Origin of the sequence: Pseudomonas flavescens (assembly GCF_013408425.1) — a bacterium.
Lineage (GTDB): Bacteria > Pseudomonadota > Gammaproteobacteria > Pseudomonadales > Pseudomonadaceae > Aquipseudomonas > Aquipseudomonas fulva_A.
On sequence record NZ_JACBYV010000001.1, the window covers coordinates 4,162,775 to 4,180,930 of the forward strand.

14 protein-coding genes and 2 tRNA genes are annotated in these 18,156 nt (G+C 61.8%); 3 read left to right on the forward strand and 13 right to left on the reverse strand.

All coding sequences use genetic code 11. The features are described 5' to 3' along the window. Nucleotides 1-222 precede the first annotated feature (222 nt). The gene (locus tag FHR27_RS18725) at nt 223-2,040 is read left to right on the forward strand and encodes a sensor domain-containing diguanylate cyclase (protein WP_179540119.1); all 1,818 of its coding nucleotides are present in this window, start codon (nt 223-225) and stop codon (nt 2,038-2,040) included. 6 nt (nt 2,041-2,046) lie between these two features. On the opposite strand, the gene dnaB is transcribed toward FHR27_RS18725, so the two are convergent. From dnaB to rnr, 7 genes are all read right to left on the reverse strand, one after another. Next, entirely contained in the window at nt 2,047-3,441 is a 1,395-nt protein-coding gene (dnaB, locus tag FHR27_RS18730; protein WP_042553839.1) for a replicative DNA helicase, read from the reverse strand. Between the two features lie 115 nt (nt 3,442-3,556). Continuing rightward, nucleotides 3,557-4,003: a 50S ribosomal protein L9 gene (gene rplI, locus FHR27_RS18735; RefSeq protein WP_042553838.1), complete on the reverse strand. Its 447-nt coding sequence runs from the start codon at nt 4,001-4,003 to the stop codon at nt 3,557-3,559. Between the two features lie 21 nt (nt 4,004-4,024). Further along, complete coding sequence (locus FHR27_RS18740) at nt 4,025-4,918, reverse strand: hypothetical protein (protein WP_042553837.1); 894 nt, start codon at nt 4,916-4,918, stop codon at nt 4,025-4,027. Between the two features lie 36 nt (nt 4,919-4,954). Continuing rightward, nucleotides 4,955-5,185, reverse strand: coding sequence for a 30S ribosomal protein S18 (rpsR, locus tag FHR27_RS18745; RefSeq protein ID WP_003246847.1), 231 nt, complete (start codon nt 5,183-5,185; stop codon nt 4,955-4,957). Nucleotides 5,186-5,213: 28 nt separating this feature from the next. Continuing rightward, entirely contained in the window at nt 5,214-5,636 is a 423-nt protein-coding gene (rpsF, locus tag FHR27_RS18750) for a 30S ribosomal protein S6 (RefSeq protein WP_042553836.1), read from the reverse strand. A gap of 202 nt (nt 5,637-5,838) precedes the next feature. Further along, nucleotides 5,839-6,588 carry a 23S rRNA (guanosine(2251)-2'-O)-methyltransferase RlmB gene (rlmB, locus tag FHR27_RS18755; RefSeq protein ID WP_042553835.1) on the reverse strand — a complete coding sequence of 250 codons (750 nt, stop codon included), beginning with the start codon at nt 6,586-6,588 and terminating at the stop codon, nt 5,839-5,841. Further along, nucleotides 6,585-9,077, reverse strand: coding sequence for a ribonuclease R (gene rnr, locus FHR27_RS18760; RefSeq protein WP_042553834.1), 2,493 nt, complete (start codon nt 9,075-9,077; stop codon nt 6,585-6,587). The genes rlmB and rnr overlap by 4 nt, the downstream gene beginning before the upstream one ends. Nucleotides 9,078-9,278: 201 nt before the next feature. On the opposite strand from rnr, the gene FHR27_RS18765 reads away from it, so the two are divergent. Beyond that, nucleotides 9,279-9,365 (forward strand) — tRNA-Leu (locus FHR27_RS18765). 83 nt (nt 9,366-9,448) lie between these two features. Next, nucleotides 9,449-9,535: transfer RNA gene (locus tag FHR27_RS18770), tRNA-Leu, on the forward strand. Between the two features lie 131 nt (nt 9,536-9,666). Here the strand turns inward: FHR27_RS18770 and FHR27_RS27475 are convergent. From FHR27_RS27475 to hflX, 6 genes are all read right to left on the reverse strand, one after another. Further along, nucleotides 9,667-11,601, reverse strand: a complete 1,935-nt coding sequence (locus tag FHR27_RS27475) for a methyl-accepting chemotaxis protein (RefSeq protein WP_042554470.1) — start codon at nt 11,599-11,601, stop codon at nt 9,667-9,669. Between the two features lie 189 nt (nt 11,602-11,790). Further along, nucleotides 11,791-13,083, reverse strand: coding sequence for an adenylosuccinate synthase (locus FHR27_RS18780; protein WP_042554469.1), 1,293 nt, complete (start codon nt 13,081-13,083; stop codon nt 11,791-11,793). Between the two features lie 79 nt (nt 13,084-13,162). Next, nucleotides 13,163-14,347, reverse strand: a complete 1,185-nt coding sequence (locus tag FHR27_RS18785; RefSeq protein WP_179539275.1) for an ATP phosphoribosyltransferase regulatory subunit — start codon at nt 14,345-14,347, stop codon at nt 13,163-13,165. A gap of 346 nt (nt 14,348-14,693) precedes the next feature. Beyond that, on the reverse strand, nt 14,694-15,563 hold the full coding sequence (gene hflC, locus FHR27_RS18790) for a protease modulator HflC (protein WP_042554467.1): 870 nt from the start codon (nt 15,561-15,563) through the stop codon (nt 14,694-14,696). Then, on the reverse strand, nt 15,563-16,756 hold the full coding sequence (hflK, locus tag FHR27_RS18795; RefSeq protein WP_042554466.1) for an FtsH protease activity modulator HflK: 1,194 nt from the start codon (nt 16,754-16,756) through the stop codon (nt 15,563-15,565). The genes hflC and hflK overlap by 1 nt, the downstream gene beginning before the upstream one ends. A gap of 97 nt (nt 16,757-16,853) precedes the next feature. Then, nucleotides 16,854-18,155: a ribosome rescue GTPase HflX gene (hflX, locus tag FHR27_RS18800; RefSeq protein ID WP_179539276.1), complete on the reverse strand. Its 1,302-nt coding sequence runs from the start codon at nt 18,153-18,155 to the stop codon at nt 16,854-16,856. Nucleotide 18,156 lies beyond the last annotated feature (1 nt).

Consider the following 18,156-nt stretch of genomic DNA (forward strand, 5'->3'; position numbering starts at 1 on the left):
ACGGGGCGCGGAATATAGCACATTTTTTAACCAAACCCGACTGTACCGCTGGGTTAAAACGTCGCTTGGCGGCCTATCCGACGGCGTGCAATATGATTGCGGGCAGTCATCAAAAACCTGCCGCCTCGGTATACTCTTCAAAGCAGAACAACAACGGTCGTGCACAGGCCACCAAGGAGCCTCCGCTTGCAGCGGCTAGCCATATTCCTGATCTCGCTGCTGATGCTCTCGTGCCTGAGTCTGGGTGCTCGGGGCGACAGCATCACGCTCGATGCCGGCAGCAGTGGCCTGGCGCTCAACCCTCATATCGAACTGCTCGAAGATCCCGGGGCCCGGCTGAGCATAGCGGACATGGCCGACCCGGCCGTGCAACAACGCTTCGTGCCTGCCCAGGGCAAGGCAAGCGTCGGCCAGAGCCCCAACCCCTGGTGGATCAAGGTCACCCTGCAAACCAACCAGACAGCGCCGGGCGCCTGGTGGCTGGAAGTCGCCGCCGTCAGCCTGCTCGATCTTCAGCTGTTCCTGCCCGACGGCGAACGAGGCTGGCAGCTGCGCCAGTCCGGCGAAGTGGTGACCTTCGACGAAGGTCGTGATCATGCCCACCGTCGCCTGCTGTTCCAGCTACCGGCGCTGAGCGAGCAACCACTGACCCTCTACCTGCGCAGCTTCGACCCTGCGGGCAACTCCTTTCCGTTGAAGGTCTGGCAACTCGATGACCTGAGCACCCTGAGCGCCAACGAAAACCTCTGGCTCGGCGTGATCTACGGGGTCATCACCGCCCTGCTGCTGTACAACCTGTTCATTTTCTTCGCGCTGCGCGACTCGGCTTACTTCTGGTACGTGATCACCACCCTGGGGGCGCTGCTGATGATCCTCGGCATGACCGGCCACGGCTTCCAGTACCTGTGGCCGAATGCACCTGTGCCCTTCTGGCTCGACCGCATCAGTCTGCCGGCGCTATGGGGCTTTGGTGCCTGCCGCTTCACCCAGACGCTGCTGCAGACTCGCCGCCATGTCCCATGGGCCCATCACCTGCTGACCATAAGCTGCGTGCTGTACGTCGTTGCCGTCACGGCGGATGGCATCGGCCACCGCGCCGTGGGCGCCTGGGTCTTCGTGCTGCTGTCGTTCACGGCCATTCCCGCAGCGCTCTGGGCCTCCCTCGTGCGCTGGCGCCAGGGCTACTTTCCGGCCTGCCTGTACTTCTGCGGTTACGGCATGATTCTGGCCAGCGTCAACCTGCTGCTGCTACGCGCCACCGGTGTGATTCAGCCGGCCGCATGGAGCACCTACGTCTTCCCGGTTGCGGTAGCCGTCGAGTCGATTCTGTTCTCGTTCGCCCTGGCTTACCGCATTCAACTGCTGAAGAACCAGCGCTCCGAAGCACTGCTGCAGGCAGGCCGTGAAAAAAGTGCCCGGCTGGCCCAGGTACAAGCCAGCGCTGACGAACTGCAACTGGCCGTGGAACAGCGCACCGCGGAACTGAAGGCGACCAACCAGCAGTTGTCACAGCGCGAGCAGGAGCTGCGCCACGCGGCGTTTCACGACCCGCTGACCGAGCTGCCGAACCGCCGCCACCTGGTCGCGCAATGCGAGAGCGCGCTGCTCAACGCGCACAAGTCGGGTGAAGCGCTGGCGCTGCTATTGATAGATCTCGATCACTTCAAACCGATCAATGACAGGTATGGCCACGATGCAGGTGACCTGATGCTGCAGCACATCGGCAGGCGCATCAGGGAACATGTGCGGGCGAGCGACACGGTCGCCCGGCTCGGAGGAGACGAATTCGCCGTACTGATCGGCGGGGCGGATGCGCAAGACCATGCCCACGATGTCGCCGACCGCCTGCTCGCGGAACTGGCCAAGCCGGTGGCCTATGGCGATCAGAAACTGACGGTGAGCATCAGCATCGGCGTGGCGTTCTATCCGCAGCACGCCGAGCAGTTCGCCAGCCTCTACAAGGCCGCTGACCAGGCGCTCTATCAGGCCAAGGCAGCGGGGCGCTCGGGTACCGCCGTGTACGGCGGCAGCGAGGCGTAGATACGCTTATTCGTCTTCGAACTGGTAGCTGCCCGGCGCCAGGTTCTCGAAGCGCGAGTACTTGCCGAGGAACGCCAGTCGCGCCGTACCCAGCGGGCCGTTACGCTGCTTGCCGATGATGATTTCCGCCACGCCCTTGTACTCGGTCTCGGGGTGATAGACCTCGTCCCGGTACACGAACATGATGATATCGGCGTCCTGCTCGATCGCACCGGATTCGCGCAAGTCGGAGTTGATCGGGCGCTTGTTGGGCCGCTGCTCCAGGCCCCGGTTGAGCTGGGAGAGCGCGATCACCGGGCAGTTGAATTCCTTGGCCAGCGCCTTGAGCGAGCGCGAGATCTCGGAAATCTCGTTCACCCGACTGTCACCGCTGGAGCCGGGGATCTGCATCAACTGCAGGTAGTCGACCATGATCAGACCGATCTCGCCGTGCTCGCGCGCGAGCCGCCGGGAGCGCGCACGCATCTCCGAAGGCGAGATACCGGCGGTATCGTCGATGAACAGCTTGCGGTCGTTGAGCAGGTTGACCGCCGAGGTCAACCGCGGCCAGTCGTCATCGTCCAGACGACCGGCACGCACCTTGGTCTGATCGATGCGCCCCAGGGACGCCAGCATACGAATCACGATGGATTCCGAAGGCATCTCCAGGGAATACACCAGAATCGACTTGTCGCTGCGCATCAGCGCGTTTTCCACCAGGTTCATGGCGAACGTGGTCTTACCCATCGACGGACGTCCGGCGACGATGATCAGGTCGGCCGGCTGCAGGCCGCTGGTGAGATCGTCCAGGTCAGAGAAGCCGGTAGACAGGCCAGTGATCGCATCGCCGTTGTTGAACAGCTCGTCGATACGGTCGATGGCCTTGACCAGGATGTCGTTGATGCCCACCGGGCCACCGGTCTTCGGGCGCGCCTCGGCGATCTGGAAGATCAGGCGCTCGGCCTCGTCGAGGATTTCCTCGCCGGTACGCCCCTCGGGCGCATAGGCACTGTCGGCGATCTCGTTGCTGATGCCGATCAGCTTGCGCAGCGTGGCACGCTCGCGAATGATCTGCGCGTAGGCCTTGATGTTGGCCACCGAAGGCGTGTTCTTGGCCAGCTCCCCCAGATAGGCCATGCCACCGACCTGAGACAACTGCCCTTCCTTGTCCAGCTGTTCGGAAAGGGTCACCACGTCGAACGGCTGATTGCGCTCGGCCAGCTTGTGGATGGAGCGAAACACCAGGCGATGATCGTGGCGGTAGAAATCGCCATCGGAAACCTGGTCCAGCACACGCTCCCACGCGTTGTTATCGAGCATCAGACCACCGAGCACCGCCTGCTCGGCCTCGATCGAGTGCGGCGGCACCTTCAAGGCAGAGGTTTGCAGGTCGTACTGTTCAGTAATGCTGATGTCGTTCATGGGAGCCTGGAAAGAATGCTTGCGTTGAAAAACAAAAGGCACGGCATCGCTTTCGCAATGCCGTGCCCGATGTTAGCGGGAACGCACCGGAGTGCAAACCCGCCTAGCAGCGCAATTAAGCGGCTACTACGATTACCTTTACGGTCGCTTCGACATCGCTGTGCAGGTGCACGGCTACGTCGTATTCGCCAACCTGGCGAATGGTACCGTTCGGCAGACGAACTTCAGCTTTGGCCACTTCGACGCCGGAGGCGGTCAGTGCGTCAGCGATGTCGTGAGTGCCGATGGAACCGAACAGCTTGCCTTCATCGCCCGCGGTAGCGGTGATGGTGACTTCCAGCTCGGCCAGCTGAGCAGCGCGCGACTCGGCCGAAGCTTTCTTGTCGGCAGCGGCTTTTTCCAGGTCAGCGCGACGGGCTTCGAAAGCAGCGACGTTGGCTTCGGTGGCAGCAGTAGCTTTGCCTTGCGGCAGCAGGAAATTGCGGCCGTAACCGGCTTTAACGTTCACTTTATCGCCCAGGTTGCCCAGGTTGGCGACTTTTTCCAGCAGGATGACTTCCATTTGGGTGTTACCTCTTAACTTTTAACCTTCACCGTTGGCGGGACCCGAACCGGGCTTGTCCGCCAGACGACCACGAAAATCAAACAGACTGTCGACGATGGCTAAAACCACCAGCAAGGGAAAGATCAGTTGCATGAACAGCAGCAGCGTTATGTACATCCCGACCAGCCAGAACTTCGACAGTCGGCCCTTGGCCACCAGCCCGTGCAACAGGGCGATGCCTGCAAATGCCAGCGGAACACTGCACAACGGTGTAAGCATGGCCATCTCGACACCCAGATTGGGTCCGAGCAGCATGCCGACCAGCAGTAACGTCGCCAGCATCGGCGGAAATCTCAGTTCGCGGAATTCGGAACCGAAACCTCCCGGGTTATACAACGCCGCTTGCCAGAACCGCCCAAGCATCAGGCTAAGCAAGCTGACCACCTGCAGCAACGCTGCCAGCAATCCGGTCAAGACCGGTGCAATAAGACTCTGAAGACGCGCCTGATCATCCACCGACATCTGTTGGTGAACGCCATCGAACATCTGCGGCAGAAGCTTACTCAGCTCCTGCGCCATGGCTTCGATGGGCTCGCGGAACGTCGCCCCCAATACCAGTCCATACACCAGGCCCAGCGCGATGCTGAACAACAGCACCCGTCTCCAGGACTGATTGGCGCGCAATACACACGCCAGCCCCAGCGCACCCAGCAACACCAACAAGGTGCGCGGTTCGCCGAAGTACCACCAGCCAATGGCCGGCAGCAAAGCCCAGGCGAGGATGCCAATGGCATCACTCAGACCACGCCGCAGGAGCACCAGGCAACCTGCGGCAGCACTCAACCAGAACAGCAGCGGCAATGCCGCAGAACCGACCACCACCAAGGTGGCCTGCATACGGCCGCGCATTATGAATTCTGCCAAGGCGCGCATGCGTTTTATCCCTTACTACTTGTCGATCGTCCGATCTTATCGGCCGTGGCTGTCGGTGTAGGGCAGCAGGGCCAGGAAGCGGGCGCGCTTGATAGCAGTAGCCAGCTGACGCTGATAACGAGCCTTGGTACCGGTGATACGGCTAGGAACGATTTTGCCGGTTTCCGAGATGTAGGCTTTCAGGGTGTTGAGATCTTTGAAATCGATCTCTTTCACGTCTTCAGCGGTGAAACGGCAGAATTTACGACGACGGAAGAAACGTGCCATGGGATTGGCTCCTCAATAGATCCGGTGATTACTCGTCAGCGTTGTCGCTGTCGTTGTTGTCGCTGTCATCGCCGTCGTTGGACTCGGCGTTTTCAGGACGTTCACGACGCTCACGGCGCTCACTGCGGTTTTCTTCGGCCTTGAGCATCTCGGATTGGCCGGTAACGGCTTCTTCGCGACGGATGACCAGGTTACGGATCACGGCATCGTTGTAGCGGAAGTTGTCTTCCAGCTCGGCCAGGGCCTTGCCGCTGCACTCAACGTTCAGCATCACGTAGTGAGCCTTGTGAACGTTGTTGATTGCGTAGGCCAGTTGACGACGACCCCAATCTTCCAGACGGTGGATTTTGCCGCCGTCTTCTTCGATCAGCTTGGTGTAACGCTCGACCATGCCGCCGACTTGCTCGCTCTGGTCCGGGTGAACCAGAAAGATGATTTCGTAATGACGCATGAATGCTCCTTACGGGTTGTAGCCTGCCGCGAAATGCGGTCAGGCAAGGAGTGAATGACACTGTTGACTTGCTGAAACGGAGAGGCGCGCAAACGCCTGCCATGACGGCAAGGGGCGACATTCTAGAGAAGCGCCCCACCGCACGCAAGGTGAACTGGTGATATTTTGAACAGCGATCGCCGGCGATGAGCCAGCGATCGCTTCAGCGCTTGACCGAGCGGCGCTGGCGCAACGCCTCGAACAGGCAAATGCCGGTGGCGACCGACACGTTGAGACTGCTGACGCTACCGGCCATGGGCAACTTGACCAGGTAATCGCAGTGCTCGCGCGTCAGGCGGCGCATGCCCTTGCCTTCGGCGCCCATGATCAGCACCGTCGGGCCGGTCATGTCCTGCTGGAACAGCTCCTGTTCGGCCTCACCCGCCGTACCGACGATCCACAGACCACGCTGCTGGAGCTTTTCCAGGCTGCGCGCCAGGTTGGTCACCGCTACCAGCGGGATCACTTCCGCGGCACCACAGGCCACCTTGCGCACCACCGGTGTCAGCGTCGCGGACTTGTCCTTCGGCACGATCACCGCCAGCGCGCCCGCGGCATCGGCGGTACGCAGGCAGGCACCGAGGTTGTGCGGATCGGTCACGCCATCGAGCACCAGCAGCAGCGGCGGGCCTTCGCAACGGTCGAGCAACTCCTCGAGCATCGCTTCGCCCCACACCTGACTAGGGCTGACGTCGGCAACCACGCCCTGGTGCACGCCCTCGACCCAGGCATCCATCTCGCGACGCTCGCACTGGCCGACGGCGACGCGCGCCTGCCCAGCCAGTTCGAGCAGCGGTTGAACGCGAGGATCGCTGCGACCGTCGGCCAGCCAGATCTGCTTCACCCGCTTGGGGTGATGACGCAACAGCGCCTCCACGGCATGCACGCCGTAGATCTTTTCCAACTGGCTCATGACTTGGCCTTGCTCTTCGACGGCCCCTTGCGATGCCGACTTGGCTTGCCACCCTTGTCGGCAGCCTTGCTGGCACCCCTGCCAGAAGACTTCGAGTCGGCGAGCAACGCTTTCTTCACATCGCGGCTTTTCTGCACGTCGGTATTGCTGGTCGACGCGCCACGGGAGCTCTTGCCGCCACGGCTGTCGCTACCGGAGTCGCGACGCTTGCGTGCCGCTGGCGCTTCGTCGGCACCCTGGGCCATCTCGAAGTCGATCTTGCGCTCGTCGAGATCGACGCGCATGACCTTGACCGACACGCTGTCGCCAAGGCGGAAGCTGCGGCCACTGCGCTCGCCGGCGAGGCGATGATGCACGGGATCGAAGTGGTAGTAGTCTCCCGGCAGCGCCGTGACGTGCACCAGGCCTTCGACGTAGATGTCCTTGAGCTCGACGAACAGACCGAAGCCGGTCACCGCAGTGATCACGCCCGGGAAGGTTTCACCGACGCGATCCTTCATGAACTCGCACTTGAGCCAGTTGACCACGTCACGGGTGGCTTCATCGGCACGGCGCTCGGACATCGAGCACTGCTCGCCGAGCTGCTCCAGCGTTGGTTCGTCGTACGGGTAGATACGCGCCTTGGGCATGCTGACCGCGCCGGCACGCTGAACATGGGGCGTATCCTGCTTGGAGCGGATCACGCTGCGAATCGCACGATGGATCAACAGATCCGGATAACGGCGGATCGGCGACGTGAAGTGTGCGTAAGCGTCGTAGTTCAGACCGAAGTGGCCCTGGTTGTCGGCGCTATAAACCGCCTGACTCAACGAGCGCAGCATCACGGTCTGGATCAGGTGGTAGTCATCACGACCGCGAATGCTTTCCAGCAACGCCTGGTAGTCCTTCGGCGACGGACCATCCTTTGGCTTGCCACGGTGCAGGGAGAGGCCCAGCTCACCGAGGAATGCCTTGAGCTTTTCCAGGCGCTCCGGCGGCGGGCCGTCGTGCACGCGATACAGCGCAGGAATGCCGTGCTTCTGCATGAACGCCGCGGTGGCCACGTTGGCCGCCAGCATGCATTCCTCGATCAGCTTGTGGGCATCATTGCGCTGGGTCGGACGGATCTCCGCGATCTTGCGGCCGGAGCCGAAGATGATGCGGGTTTCCTGGGTTTCGAAATCGATCGCCCCACGCTCATGGCGCGCCGCGAGCAGCACCTGATACAACGAGTACAGCTGATTGAGGTGGGGCAATACGTCCTTGTATTCGCTGCGCAGCGCCTTGCCTTCGCTGCTCTTCGGCTGCTCGAGCATGGCGCTGACCTTGTTGTAGGTCAGGCGCGCATGGGAGTGGATCACCGCCTCGTAGAACTGATAGTCGGTCATCTTGCCGGTCTTGGAGATGGTGATCTCGCAGACCATGGCCAGACGATCGACTTGCGGATTCAGCGAGCACAGGCCGTTGGACAGCTCTTCCGGCAGCATCGGGATGACCCGTTCCGGGAAATACACCGAGTTGCCACGCACCTGGGCCTCGGCATCCAGAGCCGAACCCACTTTCACGTAATGAGAAACGTCGGCGATGGCCACGTACAGCTTCCAGCCACCGGAGAACAGCCGCCAGTTGCTGCCGTTCTTCTCGCAGAACACCGCATCGTCGAAGTCCCGCGCATCCTCACCGTCGATGGTGACGAAAGGGATATGGCGCATGTCGACGCGGTTTTCCTTGTCCTTCTCTTCGACTTCGGGCTTGAGCTTGCGCGCTTCCTTGATCACCGCGTCGGGCCAGACATGGGGAATGTCATAGCTGCGCAACGCCACGTCGATTTCCATGCCCGGCGCCATGTAGTTGCCGACCACTTCGGTCACGTCACCCTGCGGCTGGAAACGTGGCGTCGGCCAGTGGGTGATCGTCACTTCGACGAACTGCCCCTGCTTGGCACCACCGTTGCGTCCTGCCGTCACCAACACTTCCTGCTGGATTTTCGGGTTGTCGGGAATCACGAAGCCGATACCGCTCTCTTCGTAATAACGACCGACGATGGTCTCGTGACCACGGGAAATCACTTCGACGATGGCGCCTTCACGGCGACCACGACGATCGAGGCCGGAAACTCGCGCCAGCGCACGGTCACCATCGAACACCATGCGCATCTGCGCCGGACTGAGGAACAGATCGTCGCTACCATCGTCCGGCACCAGGAAACCAAAGCCGTCACGGTGGCCACTGACGCGACCAAGAATCAGATCAAGCTTGTCCACCGGGGCATAGGTGCCGCGGCGGGTATAGATCAGCTGGCCGTCGCGCTCCATGGCGCGCAGCCGGCGGCGCAGCGCCTCGGCCTGATCTTCGGTGCTCAACCCGAGCTCGTCGAGCAGCTCCTCACGGTTGGCGGGCGAGCCGCGCTCAGCCAGATGCTGAAGAATCAGCTCGCGGCTAGGAATGGGGTTGTCATACTTTTCCGCTTCACGAGCGGCCTCGGGATCGAGGGATTGCCAATCGGCCATTAGAACCTGTTCACCTTATCTATAGAGTCGGTTTTGCCATGTGTCTATTGAAGCGCGAAAGCGCCCTTCGGGTCAGCCTTCAACGCGAATAATTTTTCGACGCCAGGGGTTTACAAGGTAAAAGCACGACCGTATAGTTCGCGCCCACAGCGTCGAGCAGACGTTGTAACACGGAACGGATGACCAATCATCAGTTTCAGTGCCCAGGTGGCGGAATTGGTAGACGCGCTGGTTTCAGGTATCAGTGACCGCAAGGTCGTGGAAGTTCGAGTCTTCTCCTGGGCACCATATTTCGTGAAGTAGCTTGATAACCTACTTTGCAAATAACGGATGTAATGATCCGTACCGGCAACGGTGAACATTACTGCAGTGCCCAGGTGGCGGAATTGGTAGACGCGCTGGTTTCAGGTATCAGTGACCGCAAGGTCGTGGAAGTTCGAGTCTTCTCCTGGGCACCAAATTCAAAAAAACCGAGCCAATGGCTCGGTTTTTTATTGCCTGCAGAAAGGCTGCAAGCTGGCATACAGCGCCCCTTGCAGCCTCACGGCCAGCCTCTGCTTCCACTTGAAGCTTATGGCTTGCCGCGCTTTCAGACCTTGAATTGACCGAGACTGGCCTTCAACTGCCCTGCCAAGCCATCGAGCACGCGGCCGCTATTGGCCGTCGCTGCCACCGCCTCGGCAGCACGCTGAGCCTCGGAATGAATCACCTCGACCCGCCCTCGCACCGCATCGGCGCCTTCGGCCTGATGAGCGGCCGCCTGTGTAGCGGCATTGATGGCGCCATGCACATCCTCCACCGAACGCTGTACCGCCTGCTGGATGCGCGCGCTCTCGCGCAGCGCCGCCAGCCCCTGGTCAGCCTGCTGACCAGCCTGACCGATCGCGCCGACCGCCTCACGGGCGCCCTGCTGCAGGGCAACGATGTGCGACTGGATATCGCCGGTCGACTGCTGGGTCTTGCTGGCCAACGCCCGCACCTCATCGGCGACCACGGCAAAACCACGACCGCTCTCCCCCGCCCGCGCCGCCTCGATGGCAGCATTGAGCGCCAGCAGATTGGTCTGCTCGGCAATCGAGCGAATGACGGTCAGCACCACCTCGATCTGCTCACTCTGCTTGGCAAGTCGTTCGATCACCGCCGAACCCGCATCGACCCGCTGCACCAGCTCTTCAATGGAGCTGCCGACACGATTGGCGATGCTGGCATTCTCCTGGGTCGCCTGGCGAATGGCCTCGACCCGTTGCAGGGCCTCCTGCATGGCGCGACTCTCGGCCTGCGCCTCGTCAGCCATCGAAGCCAACGCCTGGAGGCTGGCCGCCACCTCGTCACGCTGTCTTTTAGCCGCTGATTCAGCCGCGGCGCTTCGCGTGCTCAACGCATTGATTTCCTGCCCCGTACGCACCGCCACCTCACCAGCCTCACGCACGATAGGCTGCAGCTTGGCGACGAAACGATTGACCGCCGACGCCATCTCGCCGACCTCGTCACGGCTGTCGATCTCGATGCGCCGGGTCAGATCACCCTCGCCGGCCGCCAGATCGTCGAGCGCGGCGATCAGGGTACGCAGACGCACCACCACGCGGCGACCCAGCACCACAGCCAACGCCAGCAGCACGCCCAGACCGACCACAGCCAGCCCCAGCCCGATGCGCCAGCGCAGATTCGAGGCCGCAGCGTCGACCGCCGCGCTGGTATTGGCCGACATTCCCTGAGCCGCCTGTTGCGCGGCAGCCAGGCGCGCCGACAACGCGGCGGCACTATCGGTGGAAGCACCGGCAAGGCTATCGGCAACCAGCTGACCGCCGCTGGCAAGCAACGCCTCGAAGCGTGAGTCGATAGCGGCCAGCTCGGCATCGATGGCGGAGGTGGACACGCCCATCAGCACCTTGCCAATCTCGACCCCGTTAGGGCTGATACCGGCCTCGACGAAGTACACGGTAGGATCGCTCTTGGCAGCGTCGATGACCTTGTCCAGCGCGCGCTCACCGGCTCCTTTCTCGAGCATGGCCTTGACCTGCTCGTTCTGGCGGTTGAGGTAACGGGTCAGATGGTTACCCTCGGCATCGTCGTAAATGACGAAAAGCACATTGGGGTTACGCTGCGCACGCCGGGCGAATTCGGAGAGCGCCGGAATATCGGAGTCCCACATGGCGCGTGGCGCGACAGCCGCGAGCAATTGCGCCAGATCATTGGCGGAATCCTTCAGGCTCTTCTCCAGGCTGGCGCGCATCTGTACGCGCTCCTCGCCGAGGCGGCTGGACAGACCTGCGGAAAGACTCTCCCGGGTACGAACCGAAAGACCACCCAGGCTGGCAGAAACCTCTTGATTGGCCTGCTCCAGCTCGCTGGAAAGGCGCCCGGCATCACTGCCCAACTGCCGCTCCAGATCACTGACCAGGCCATCGACCGTACTGCGGGTCAACGCCAGCACCAGCAGCACCTGAACGAACAGCGCGATACCCAGCGCAATGAATACGGGCAGCAACAGACGGCTGCGAAACAGGGACAGAACAGCGACCACGGGCAAATCCTCCGACCGCCAGAGGAGCGGCAACTTCAAGGTAGGATCAAGACGAAGCAAAGCGCGTGACGAATGACGGCACATTGCCAGATTGCGCCCGAGCACGAGTGCCCGTCAAATGAAAACGGGCCGCACACGTGCGGCCCGTTCCGGTTACCTGCTCACGACTCCAGGAGGAGCCGCCAGCGCTCAGGCGAAGGGATGACGCAGCACGATGGTCTCGTTGCGATCCGGCCCGGTGGAAATGATGTCGATCGGCGCACCGACCAACTCTTCCACGCGCTTGATGTAGGCACGCGCGTTGGCCGGCAACTCTTCCAGGGTCTTGGCGCCCAGGGTCGATTCGCTCCAGCCCGGCATCTCTTCGTACACCGGCTCGAGACCGATGTAGCTGTCGGCGTCGGTCGGGGCGTCGATGACAGCACCGTTCTCGTTCTTGTAACCCACGCAGATGCGGATGGTTTCCAGACCGTCGAGCACGTCCAGCTTGGTCAGGCACAGGCCCGAGATGCTGTTGACGTCGATGGCACGACGCAGGATCACCGCATCGAACCAGCCGCAGCGACGGGCGCGGCCAGTGGTCGCACCGAACTCATGGCCACGCTTGGCCAGGAACGCACCGACGTCGTCGAACAGCTCGGTCGGGAACGGACCGGAGCCCACCCGAGTGGTGTAGGCCTTGGTGATACCCAGGATGTAATCCAGGTACATCGGGCCAACGCCGGAACCGGTGGCGATGCCACCTGCAGTGGTGTTCGAGCTGGTCACGTACGGGTAGGTACCGTGGTCGATATCCAACAGCGAACCCTGGGCACCTTCGAACATGATGTCCTTGCCGGCACGACGCAGGTTGTGCAGTTCGGCAGTGACGTCGAGCATCATCGGCTTGAGCAGCTCGGCGTATTCCATGCACTCGTCGAGAGTGGTCTGGAAGTCGATGGCCGGCTCCTTGTAGTAATTCACCAACTGGAAGTTGTGGTAGTCCAGCAACTCGCCGAGCTTGGCGGCGAAACGCTCACGGTGGAACAGGTCACCGATACGCAGACCGCGACGGGCGACCTTGTCTTCGTAGGCCGGGCCGATACCGCGACCGGTGGTGCCGATCTTCAGCTCGCCACGGGCCTTCTCGCGCGCCTGATCCAGGGCAACATGGTAGGACAGGATCAACGGGCAGGACGGGCTGATACGCAGACGCTCGCGCACCGGCACACCCTTCTCTTCCAGCTTGTTGATCTCGCGCAGCAGAGCGTCAGGCGCAACCACCACGCCGTTGCCGATCAGGCATTGCACGCCTTCACGCAGCACGCCCGACGGAATCAGGTGCAGCACGGTTTTCTCACCGTCGATCACCAGGGTGTGACCGGCATTGTGGCCACCCTGATAACGCACTACGGCGGCCGCATGCTCGGTCAGCAGATCGACGATCTTGCCTTTGCCCTCATCACCCCACTGGGTGCCCAGGACGACGACATTCTTACCCATAACACTTGTCCTCTTCGCGCAAGCTTGAGCCGGTCACGGCCGGCGAAAGTAATTCAGAATAGACGACCACAGCGGTCGCTCAGCCCAGCGCCAGCACTTGCCAGCGACCGTCCCGCAATAACAGTTGGCGATCACAGCGGGCCTGCTCGGCCTCGCTCAGTTCCTGACCCGGCAATGCCTGCACCACGCGCTCACCGTCGGCGCGCAGACGACGAACCGCCTGCCACAGGTAAACGTCATGACTGTCCGGAGCCCAGATGCCAGCCGGCTCTTCGCCGAGCGGCATACGCCCCAGGGTGACCAGCGTCTTCAGGTCGGTAGAGAAGCCGGTTGCCGGACGGGCGCGACCGAAGTCGGCACCGATATCGTCGTAACGGCCGCCCTGGGCGATCGCCTGGCCGACGGCCGGCACGAACGCGGCGAATACCACACCGGTGTGATAGTGATAGCCACGCAGCTCACCCAGATCGAAGTACAGCGGCAGCTCTGGATAGCGCAACTCCAGGGCATCGGCGATGGCCAGCAAATCATCCAGCGCGGCGTGCACGTCGTCCGGCGCCTCGACCAGACAGGCCTGGGCCAGATCCAGCACATCACGCCCGCCGCACAGCTCGCCGAGCGAACGCAGCATGCGTCGCAAGGCGTCCGGCAGCGCGTCGGTCAAGGCATCGATCTCGTCCATGGCCTTGCGCTGCAGGGCGTCGAACAGCTGTTGCTCGACCTCCCCAGACAGCTCGGCGGCACGCGCCAGGCCCCGGTAGATACCGACATGCCCAAGGTCCATGTGCACGTCCGGTACCTCGGCCAGCTCGAGGGTATCGACCAGCAGGCTGATCACCTCGACGTCACTGGCCGGGCTGGCGTCGCCATACAGCTCGGCGCCCAACTGAATCGGGCTGCGCGATGTGGTGAGCGCGCGCGGCTGTGCATGCAGCACGCTACCGGCATAGCACAGCCTGCTCGGACCTTCACGACGCAGCGTATGCGCGTCGATGCGCGCCACCTGCGGCGTGATGTCGGCGCGAAAGCCCATCTGCCGGCCGGACAGCGGATCGGTCACCTTGAAGGTGCGCAGATCTAGGTCCTGCCCGGCGCCGGTCAGCAGCGATTCCAGGTATTCGATATGAGGGGTTACCACGAATTCATAGCCCCAGCGCTGGAACAGATCCAGCACCTGACGACGCGCAACTTCGATGCGCGCCGCTTCCGGAGGCAATACTTCTTCGATCCCATCTGGCAGCAGCCAGCGGTCTAAGGTCGCCATTTCGCCATTTCCCTCTTGATTCGGGCGGCACAAGCCTTCAGTGGAGCGGATGGAAGGCCGAACGCGGCAACAGGCCGGTCAGCTCCAGGAACGGGCATCGAGACGATCAGTGAATTGATTGCACGAAGCCCCCACGCCAGGGGCGCGGAAAGGGACAAGGTCAAAAGCCTTGAAAGACAGAACGTAACGCTCAGTTCGTGCCGCATGATTCCCACAGGCGTAAAAAAGCCGGGATTTTCCCGGCTGCCGCATCATACCACGCCAAAAGCCTCAAGCCACAAGCTTCAAGCGACAGGCGAGCACATGGCATCGACCTGCAGCTTGTAGCCCGCGACTTACAGCCTTATCAAGGCTTGGACTTTTCCAGATAACGGAAGAAGTCGCTGCTCGGATCCAGCACCAGCACGTCACGCTTGTCGGAGAAGCTCTCGCGATAGGCGTTCAGGCTGCGGTAGAAGGAGTAGAACTCCTGATCCTGGCCATACGCCTTGGAGTAGATGGCAGCAGCCTGGGCATCACCCTCACCGCGCAGCTCCTCGGCCTGGCGATAGGCTTCAGCGAGCAGTACACGCTGCTGACGATCGGCGTCGGCACGAATACCTTCAGCCAGCTCCTTACCCTTGGCGCGATGCTCACGAGCCTCACGCTCACGCTCCGAACTCATACGATCGAATACGCTGCGGTTGACTTCCTTGGGCAGGTCGATGGCCTTGACGCGAACGTCCACCACTTCGATACCCAACTCACGCTGCGCCGCCCGGTTGAGCGAAGCAGTCACGTCAGCCATCAGCGCATCACGCTCGCCGGACACCGACTCGTGCAGCGTGCGCTTACCGAACTGGTCACGCAGCGATGCCTCGAGACGACGCGACAGACGCTCGTCGGCGATCTGCTTCATGCCCGATGTTGCGGTGTAGTAACGCTCGGCATCGAGCACACGCCATTTGGCGTAGGCATCGACCATCAGCGCCTTCTTCTCGAGCGTCAGGAAGCGCGAGTTGACGGTATCCAGCGTCAGCAGGCGCGCATCGAACTTGCGCACCTGGTTGACGTAAGGAATCTTCACGTGCAGGCCAGGCTGCACGTCAGGCTGGACGATACGACCGAACTGCAGAAGCACCGCTCGCTCGGTTTGCGCGACGATGTAGAAGCTGCTCCAGGCGACCAGCGCCAGCACAACGCCTACGATCAGAGTCACCAGTGATTTATTGCTCATCAACGGCCCTCCCTTGTGCGCAAATCGGTCTGCCCAACGTTATTGCCTACCCGTGCGCCCAGATCGGCCGCACCAGCGCCAGCACCGGCAGCATTGCTGGAAGCACCGCTACCACCACGGCTGTCGATCATCTTGTCCAGCGGCAGGTAAAGCAGGTTGTTCTGCCCCTTGTCGCCAGTCACCAGCACCTTGCTGGTATTGCTCATCATCTGTTGCATGGTGTCCAGATACAGACGCTCGCGAGTCACCTCGGGAGCCTTGCGGTACTCGGCGACCAGCGCAGTGAAACGATCCGCCTCACCCTGGGCACGGGAGATCACTTCATCGCGATAACCACTGGCATCCTCGATCAGACGCTGGGCCTGACCACGGGCCTCCGGTACCACGCCATTGGCGTAGGTTTCGGCCTGGTTCTTCTCGCGCTGCTCGTCTTCACGGGCACGAATCACGTCATCGAAGGCTTCCTGCACTTCACGCGGCGCCGCAGCGCTCTGCAGGTTCACCTGAGTCACGGTGATACCGGTGCGGTAGGTGTCGAGGAAACGCTGCAGACGCTCACGCACGTCACCAGCCATCTGCTCACGGCCTTCGGTCAGCACCTGATCCATCTCGGTGGAACCGACAACGTGGCGCACGGCACTGTCGGTGGCATGCTGCAGACTGGTCTCCGGCATGTCGACGTTGAGTACGAAGTCCTGCAGGTTGCTGATCTTGTACTGCACGGTCAGCGGTACTTCGATGATGTTCTCGTCTTCGGTCAACATCTGCCCTTGCTTGCTATAAGCACGCTCACGGGTGACGTTTTCCTGAAACTTGCGATCGATCGGAGGGAAGTAGATGTTCAGACCCGGACCGACGGTCTCGTGGTATTTACCGAAACGCAGCACGACGGCCTGTTCCTGCTCATCGACCACATAGATAGCGTTGTACAGCCAAAAGGCGCCCACGACGGCCAGCGCAACGAACAGCAGGCCGAAACCGCCACCCTTGCCTCTGGAACCATTGTTGTCACTGCCGCGTTTCTTGCCGCCACCGAACAAACCATTGAGTTTGTCCTGCAGCTTGCGGAAGGCTTCGTCGAGATCCGGTGGTCCCTTGCGGTCACCGCCGCCACCGCCGCCGTTACCACGACGACCGCCGCCACCCCAGGGATCCTGATTGTTCGAATTGCCACCCGGCTCATTCCAAGCCATAGCGCTCTCCATACTGATAAAGCAAAGACGCGCCAACGGCGCGCCCACCAATGCTACAGAATGCCCGCTTGCAGCGGCAAAATCACCGCTGCAGGCTTTATTGCAAAGTGTGTTGCTCGATGAATTCTAGCGGCTGCAGGCCTTCGCGGCTGACCAATCGGTTCAACTCGACGCGGGGAATGCGCACCTGCAGAAGACTGCTGCCGTCATCGGCATACGACTCCTGCTGCACCGCACCCAGCTCGAAGAACTGCGCCCGCAGACGCGCCAGTCGCTGAGGCAACTGCAAGGTCGCCACGAACAGGTCATCGCCCAGCAGCTCGGCCACGGCCTGCTTGAGCAGCGGCAGGCCGCGCCCGTCACGGGCAGACAGCCAAACACGTTCAGGCCGACCATCGGCATTGCGTTGAATCTGCGGTTCGACACCTTCCAGCAGATCGAGCTTGTTGTAAACCTCGAGCACCGGCAGATCCTGTGCGCCGATTTCACCCAGCACCGCCAGCACCTGCTCGATCTGCGCATTGCGCTCCGGCTCGTGAGCGTCGATCACGTGCAGCAGCAGATCGGAGTTGCTCGACTCCTCGAGCGTGGCGCGGAAGGCTTCGACCAGCTTGTGCGGCAAATGACGAATGAAGCCCACGGTATCGGCCAGCACCACCGGCCCAAGATCGTCGAGCTGCAGGCGACGCAGGGTTGGGTCGAGGGTGGCGAACAGCTGGTCGGCCGCGTAGACGTCCGACTCGGTCAACGCGTTGAACAGCGTGGACTTGCCGGCGTTGGTGTAGCCGACCAGCGAAACGGAGGGGATGTCCGCGCGCTTGCGCCCGCGGCGAGCCTGCTCGCGCTGACTGCGCACCTTCTCCAGCTTCTGCTTGATCTGACGGATGCGCACGCGCAACAGGCGCCGGTCGGTTTCCAGCTGAGTTTCACCCGGGCCGCGCAGACCGATACCACCTTTTTGTCGCTCGAGGTGAGTCCAGCCACGCACCAGGCGCGTGCTCATGTGGTCGAGCTGAGCCAGCTCAACCTGCAACTTGCCTTCGTGAGTACGGGCGCGCTGGGCGAAAATATCGAGAATCAGTCCGGTACGATCGAGCACGCGACACTCGAAGACACGCTCGAGGTTACGTTCCTGACTGGGCGTAAGGACGTGGTTGAAGATGACCAGGTCGGCCTCGTGGGCCTTGACCTGATCACGCAGCTCTTCCACCTTGCCGCTACCGATCAGGAATTTCGCAGTGGGCCGACTGTTCGGCACACTGAAAAACGCCACGGCGTCGGCACCAGCGGAAAGCGCCAGTTCCTGAAACTCCTGGGGATCCTCGCTCGCCTCGGTGTTCTGGCTATCCAGATGAACCAGGATGGCCCGTTCACCCCCTTCATGGCGCTCGAAGAACAAT

Coding starts and splice junctions, on each gene's coding strand:
- rplI (WP_042553838.1), bottom strand. CDS start 4,003: ATGGAAGTCATCCTGCTGGAAAAAGTCGCCAACCTGGGCAACCTGGGC.
- FHR27_RS18725 (WP_179540119.1), top strand. CDS start 223: ATGCTCTCGTGCCTGAGTCTGGGTGCTCGGGGCGACAGCATCACGCTC.
- hflC (WP_042554467.1), bottom strand. CDS start 15,563: ATGAGCAATAAATCACTGGTGACTCTGATCGTAGGCGTTGTGCTGGCG.
- rnr (WP_042553834.1), bottom strand. CDS start 9,077: ATGGCCGATTGGCAATCCCTCGATCCCGAGGCCGCTCGTGAAGCGGAA.
- dnaB (WP_042553839.1), bottom strand. CDS start 3,441: ATGAACGACATCAGCATTACTGAACAGTACGACCTGCAAACCTCTGCC.
- FHR27_RS18740 (WP_042553837.1), bottom strand. CDS start 4,918: ATGCGCGCCTTGGCAGAATTCATAATGCGCGGCCGTATGCAGGCCACC.
- FHR27_RS18785 (WP_179539275.1), bottom strand. CDS start 14,347: ATGGCGACCTTAGACCGCTGGCTGCTGCCAGATGGGATCGAAGAAGTA.
- FHR27_RS18780 (WP_042554469.1), bottom strand. CDS start 13,083: ATGGGTAAGAATGTCGTCGTCCTGGGCACCCAGTGGGGTGATGAGGGC.
- rlmB (WP_042553835.1), bottom strand. CDS start 6,588: ATGAGCCAGTTGGAAAAGATCTACGGCGTGCATGCCGTGGAGGCGCTG.
- rpsR (WP_003246847.1), bottom strand. CDS start 5,185: ATGGCACGTTTCTTCCGTCGTCGTAAATTCTGCCGTTTCACCGCTGAA.
- hflK (WP_042554466.1), bottom strand. CDS start 16,756: ATGGCTTGGAATGAGCCGGGTGGCAATTCGAACAATCAGGATCCCTGG.
- rpsF (WP_042553836.1), bottom strand. CDS start 5,636: ATGCGTCATTACGAAATCATCTTTCTGGTTCACCCGGACCAGAGCGAG.